General features: G+C 68.7%; 4 protein-coding genes and 2 pseudogenes. 3 read left to right on the top strand and 3 right to left on the bottom strand.

The window, feature by feature from the left end; translation table 11 throughout:
• Positions 1 to 48: 48 nt before the first annotated feature.
• The 3 genes and pseudogenes from JTJ31_RS22745 to JTJ31_RS22735 form a co-directional block, all read right to left on the bottom strand.
• The gene (locus tag JTJ31_RS22745) at positions 49 to 1,374 is read right to left on the bottom strand and encodes an ABC transporter substrate-binding protein (RefSeq protein WP_207541038.1); all 1,326 of its coding nucleotides are present in this window, start codon (positions 1,372 to 1,374) and stop codon (positions 49 to 51) included.
• Positions 1,375 to 1,405: 31 nt separating this feature from the next.
• A complete protein-coding gene (locus JTJ31_RS22740) occupies positions 1,406 to 2,455 on the bottom strand; it encodes an ABC transporter ATP-binding protein (RefSeq protein ID WP_207541037.1) in 1,050 nt (349 codons plus the stop codon).
• Positions 2,455 to 4,104 (bottom strand): annotated as a pseudogene (locus JTJ31_RS22735) (thiamine pyrophosphate-requiring protein); the annotation flags it as partial. The gene JTJ31_RS22740 and the pseudogene JTJ31_RS22735, both read right to left, overlap by 1 nt.
• Before the next feature lie 44 nt (positions 4,105 to 4,148).
• On the opposite strand from JTJ31_RS22735, the gene JTJ31_RS22730 reads away from it, so the two are divergent.
• The 3 genes and pseudogenes from JTJ31_RS22730 to JTJ31_RS24875 all read left to right on the top strand — a co-directional run.
• The gene (locus tag JTJ31_RS22730; RefSeq protein WP_207541035.1) at positions 4,149 to 4,355 is read left to right on the top strand and encodes a hypothetical protein; all 207 of its coding nucleotides are present in this window, start codon (positions 4,149 to 4,151) and stop codon (positions 4,353 to 4,355) included.
• Complete coding sequence (locus tag JTJ31_RS22725) at positions 4,352 to 5,743, top strand: amidase (RefSeq protein WP_207541034.1); 1,392 nt, start codon at positions 4,352 to 4,354, stop codon at positions 5,741 to 5,743. Before JTJ31_RS22730 ends, JTJ31_RS22725 begins: the two co-directional genes overlap by 4 nt.
• Positions 5,744 to 5,819: 76 nt before the next feature.
• A pseudogene (locus JTJ31_RS24875) lies at positions 5,820 to 5,975 on the top strand (IS630 family transposase); the annotation flags it as partial.

Genomic DNA, 5,975 nt, shown 5'->3' with positions numbered 1-5,975 from the left:
GGATGCGGGGGCTGCGCGGCGGGGCGCCGCGCAGCGGGACGGCGAAGCTCAGCGCCGGCGGAAGAAACGCTGCGCGCGGCGCTCGGCCTCGCGCACGGCCTGCTCGGGCGTGGACTGGCCCGAGGCGACGGCGGCGCACATCTGCACCATGACGTAATCCGCGTTCGCGGCGGCCGTGCCCTCGGTGATGGGGCCGCGATAGCCGTTGTAGAACTCGGTATCCATGGTGTTGCGGAAGATCTCGACCTTCTCGTCGCTCTTCCAGACGGCGCTATCATTGTAGGCGTTGAGCGGCTGTGCCCAGTAGCCGAGATTGGCCTGCAGCCACGGGTCGTACTGCTCGGATTCCAGCAGGAAGGCCAGCAGCGCCTTGGAGGCGTTGGGGAAGCGGCTGTGGCGGAACACCATGGCGTTCAGCGTCAGCCCCGCCATGGGCGAGGAGGAGGCGAGGCCCTTGGGCAGCAGCGAGTGCTGGGTGTCGTCGGCGATGGGACGCGTCGCCGGGTCGTTCTTCAGGGCGAAGTAGAGCGAAACGCCATTCGCCGTGAGGAACAGCTCGTTCGACGCATAGGCGCGGTTGTTGGAGATGTCGCCCCAGGCGATCGTGCCCGGCACGAAGGTCGGGTACAGCTCGCGCAGGTAGTTCAGCGCGTTGATCGTCTCGCGCGAGTTGATGCCGACGGTGCCATCGTCATTCACCAGCTTGCCGCCGAAGGACCAGACCAGCCAGTTGGCGAAGCCGTTGCCGTCGCCCACCGCGTTGCCCAGCGCGAAGCCAGGCGGCTTGTTGAGCCGCTTCAGCTCCTGGCACAGGCGCAGGTAGTTGGCATGGTCGTCCGGGATGGACTGGAACCCGGCCTCCCGCACCGCCGATTGCCGCCAGACGAGCGGGCCGCCGGAAGCGCCGAAGGGCAGGCCGATCCAGTTGTTGGTGCCATGCCGCTTGCCGTAGCGCTCCGCCAGGCGCTTCCAGCCGCCATACTTCTGGCCCAAATACTCGGCCACGTCGGTCAGCTCGATCAGCTTGTCCTGGTAGACATGCGGCGCGTCGGAGAAGCCGATGATGAGGTCCGGGCCGGCGCCGCTATTGGCGGTGACGGCGGTTTGCTGGTTGATGTCCTCCCAGCCTACGAAATCCACGCGGACCTGGATGTTGTGCTGCTGCGCGAAGCGGGCGACGTTGGCGCGGAACACTTCCTCGTCGGGCTGCACGAAGCGCACCGGGCGCAGCATGCGCAGGCTCGCCCCGCTCTCGATCGGCAGGCGCGGCGCGGTGGCGTTGCCGGTCCGGATGTTGGATTGCGCGAAGGCGGGGGTGGCGGCGAGGCCTGCCCCCAGCGACGCCAAGCCGCGACGCGTGATGTTGAAGTTCATCTCGACGGTCCTCCTTGTCCGTTCCGGCGGGCTAGAGCCTCTGCCCGCTCTCCTTGTCGAAGAGATGCACCTGCGCCGCCTGGGGCAGCACCGGCAGGATGTCGCCCGAGCGCGCCGCGATGCGTTCGCGGAACACGCCCTGCACGGGGGTGTCGCCGATCCGCATCATCACCAGCGTTTCGCTGCCCATGGGCTCGACGAGCTGGACTCGTGCCTGCATTCCGTCTCCGGCCAGGCGGAAATGCTCGGGCCGGATTCCGTAGATGGCATGCCCGTCGCGTGCCGGCTGGTTCGGCGGCATGGGCCAGGAGGTGCCATCGGGGGTGACGAAGGCCCCGCCCTCGATCCGGCCTTCCAGCAGGTTCATGGCCGGGCTGCCGATGAAGCCCGCGACGAAGAGGTTTTGCGGCCGGTCATACAGCTCCAGCGGCGGCCCGGCCTGCCGGATGTGCCCCAGCTCCATCACCACGATCTTGTCGGCCATGGTCATGGCCTCGATCTGGTCGTGGGTCACGTAGACGGTGGTGACGCGCAGCCTCTGGTGCAGCTCCTTGATCTCGGAGCGCATCTGCACGCGCAGCTTGGCGTCGAGGTTGGAGAGCGGCTCGTCGAACAGGAAGACCTGCGGGTCGCGCACGATGGCGCGTCCCATTGCGACGCGCTGCCGCTGGCCGCCCGAAAGCTGGCGCGGATAACGGTCCAGCAGCGCCTCCAGCCCCAGGATGCGCGCGGCGCGCCCCACCTCCCGCTCCATGACCTCCTTCGGCGCCTTCGCCAGCTTCATGGAGAAGGCCATGTTCTGGAACACGGTCATGTGCGGGTAGAGCGCGTAGTTCTGGAACACCATGGCGATGTCGCGATCCTTGGGCGGTACGGTGTTCACCACCCGCCCGCCGATTGCGATCTCGCCGCCCGTGATGTTCTCGAGCCCCGCCAGCATCCGCAGCAAGGTGGACTTGCCGCAGCCCGAGGGACCGACGAGAACCACGAACTCCCCGTCATCGATGTCCACAGACACGCCGTGGAGGACGGCGGTGCTGCCGAAGGCCTTGCGGACGTTGCGGATCTCGACGGTCGCCATCAGAGCCTCGACACCTGGGTTTCCTTGGAGGTGATGAACTCGACCAGCGCCGGCTTGCCTTCCTGCGTCGCCTGGATGCCGCGCTGAATGGCGGGGACGATGTCCTCGGGCCGCTCCACCCGCTCGCCATGGCCGCCAAAGGCGCGCGCCATGGCCGCGTAGTCGCCGGAGATGTCGGTGGTGCGGTACTTCTCCGTGCTGAGCGCCATGATCTTCAGTTCGATCGCCATGGAGAAGTTGTTGAGCAGGATGGACAGGATCGGGATGCGCTCGCGCACCGCCGTCTCGAAATCCATCCCCGTGAAGCCGATGGCGGCGTCACCCCAAACGTTGATGCAGAGCTTGTCCGGCGCGGCCAGCTTCGCGCCCATGGCGAGGCCGAGCCCGTAGCCCAGCTGCGTCGTCTTGCCCCAGCCCAGATAGGAAAGCGGCGTGCGCGATACCCAGAAGGGCGAGAGCTGGTCGCGCGGCGAGCCCGCGTCGTGGGTGATGATGGTGTTGTTCACATCCACCGTGCGCCAGAGGTCGCGCAGGACGCGGTAGGGGTTGAGCGGCGCGTCGTTGCTGTCGCGCTTCGCCGCCCATTGCGCCAGCCAGGGGGCGCGGCTTTCCTCGATCTCCCGCGACACCGCAGCGTGGTCGTGGCCCTTGTGGCCCGCCATCTCTGCCAGCAGCGCATCGATCACCAGCCCGGCATCGCCCAGGAGGCCGATATCGCAGCGGACATCCTTGTCGAGGTGGTCCGGATCCAGCGTCGCGTGGATGTACTTGGGACCCTTCGGCATCTTGATGCCGAAATTGGTCTCGGTGAAGGAGCAGCCGATGCCCAGAATGACGTCGGCCTTGTCAAGGAAGTGCCGCACTGGCGCCGGCATGGCGAGGCCGCCCGAGCCGAGCGCCAGGGGATGGTCCTCCGGGAAGCTCGACTTGCCGCCAAGGCTGGTCGTCACCGGCGCGCCCAGCGTCTCGGCCAGGCGGCGCAGCTGGCCCCAGGCGCGGGCCCAATGGATGCCGGTGCCGGCATAGATCACGGGCCGCTTTGCGTTGCGCAGCATCTCCGCCGCGCGCTTCACGTCCAGCGGGTCGGGGCCGGAGCGCGTGGCGACGACGGGTTCGTAGGTCCAGCCTTCCGGCATCTCCTCGTTGAACATGTCGGTCGGGATCTCGACCACCACCGGTCCGCCGCGCCCGTTTCGCAGCCGGGCGAAGGCACGGCGCATGATGTTCGGCACCTCGGCCGCATCCATCACCGCCTCGGTGCTCTTCGCGATGCCGCGCATCTGCACGGTGGAGTTGAAGTTGGGCGGCACGTGGGCGAGGCGGCGCGGATAGCCCATGGGCAGCACCAGCACCGGCACGCTCTCGCCGAAGCATTGCGCGACGCCGCCATAGGCGTTCTCCGCCCCCGGCCCGTGCTGCATGCAGAAGGCGCCGAGCTTGCGGCCCGAGGTGACACGGCTGATCGCGTCGGCCATATGGAGGCCAATCCGCTCCTGCCGCACCATCACCGGCCGGATGTCGATGGCCGCAGCGTGTTCGATCAAATGATTCACCGGATACCCGGTGAGCACCTCGATGCCCTCACGCTGCATGATGCGCGCGATCGCGTCACCGACCTTCATTCCCGGCCGTCCTCCCATCGTCTCGTTGCCGGGGAGGCTAGACCCCGCTTTGCGCGCTCCGCAAGTGTGGCATGCTTCGTTCCATGCCCGACCCCATCCCGCCCGCCGAGTTCGCCGCGCTGCTCGCCCGCGCCGGCATCGCCCTTCCGGAAGCGGAGGTGGAAGATCTCCGCCGCGCCCATCCACGCTTGCTCGCCATGCTGGCCATGCTGCGCGAACCGCCGCCTGCGGCGGAGGAAGAGCCTGCCTTCACCTTCGCGGCGGGGGACGAGGCATGATCCCGACCATCGCCGAAGCCGCGCGCCGCATTGCCGCCAAGGAGGTTTCGCCGGTCGAGCTGGCGCGGGACTCGCTCTCTCGGATCGCCCGGCTGGACTCCTCGCTGCACGCCTTCATCCGCGTGACGGAGGAGCGTGCCCTGGCCGACGCGAAGGCCGCCGAGGAGCGGCAGATGCGCGGCGCGCTGCGCGGCCCGCTCGACGGCATCCCCTTCGGCCACAAGGACATCTACGAGACGGCGGAAATCCCGACGACGGCCCATTCCGCCCAGCTGCGCGACCACGTCCCGAGGCGCGACGGCTTTACCGTCCGCAAGCTGGCCGAGGCGGGCGTGGTGCTCATGGGCAAGCTCGCCACCCATGAATTCGCATTCGGTGGTCCAAGCCGCGACCTGCCCTGGCCGCCTGCCGAGAATCCCTGGGGGGCCGGGCATTTCACTTCCGGCTCCTCTTCCGGCACGGCAGCGGCGGTGGCCTCGGGCATGGTCCTGGGCGGGACGGGCAGCGACACGGGCGGCTCCATCCGCGGCCCGGCCGCGCTGTGTGGCATCGCCGGCATCAAGCCGACCTACGGGCTTTGCTCGCGCGCCGGCATCCTGCCGCTGGCGCAGACGCTGGACCATGCCGGCCCCATGGCCTGGACCAGCGAAGATTGCGCCCTGCTCCTCGCCGCCATGGCGGGGCATGATCCGGAAGACCCGGCGAGCGCCGACCGCCCGGCGCCCGACCTTTCGCTGTCGCGCGAATGGCGCGGGCGTCGCGTCGGCGTGATCCGCCACTTCCACGAGCAGGACAACCCGGTCAGCCCGGCCACCTTGCGCGGCATCGAGGAGACGGTGGCGATCCTCAGTGGCCTCGGCGCGACCGTGGAGCAGGTGACACTGCCTTCCCTGCACGAGTTCTACGCCGCCGGCTGGGTCATCCTCTCCGCCGAGGCCTTCGCCGTGCACGAGCAGCGGATGCGCGAGACGCCGATGCTGTTCGGCGAGAATCTGCGCGGCCGCCTCTCCCTCGGCGGCCTCATCTCCGCCGCCGACTACATCCAGGCGCAGCGCCGCCGCCGCACCTTGATCCGCCGGACGATGGAGGCGACGGCCGGATTCGATCTGCTGCTCACCGCCGCCGCACCGGGCGAGGCGCCGCGCATCGATGACGTGCCGAAATGGGCGAGCGTGGAGAAGCCCAACTTCACCGTGCCCTTCAACATGCTCGGCTGGCCGGCGCTGACGGTCTGCACGGGCTTCGGCGACAAGAATCTGCCCGTGGCGGCGCAGATCATCGGCAAGCCCTGGCAGGACTGGCTGGTGCTGGCCGCAGGCCACGCGGTGGAGCGCGAGAACGGCCACCGCGCCAAGCGCCCCACCCTGGGCGAGATGAAGTCAGGCTAGTGGCCTGAGTTGGAAGTTCAGTTGCGGTTTGCTGTGGCTGGGAGGAGACTGTGGCGCCTGAATTGGGAGGCGTGTCATGTCTCGCGGACCCAAGGCTGTCATGTTGGCGTTGACCGAGGCGGAGCGGGCCGAACTCCGTCGCCTGCTGCGCCGGCGCGGCGTGGGCCAAGCCCTCGCCCAGCGTATCCGGATCGTACTGGCCTGCGCCGAACCCGACGCGACCAACCTGAGG

This window comes from Sabulicella rubraurantiaca (assembly GCF_017355885.1).
GTDB lineage: Bacteria > Pseudomonadota > Alphaproteobacteria > Acetobacterales > Acetobacteraceae > Roseococcus > Roseococcus rubraurantiacus.
The sequence above is the reverse complement of the archived record's forward strand: the minus strand, read 5'-3'. Positions and strand labels throughout refer to the sequence as shown.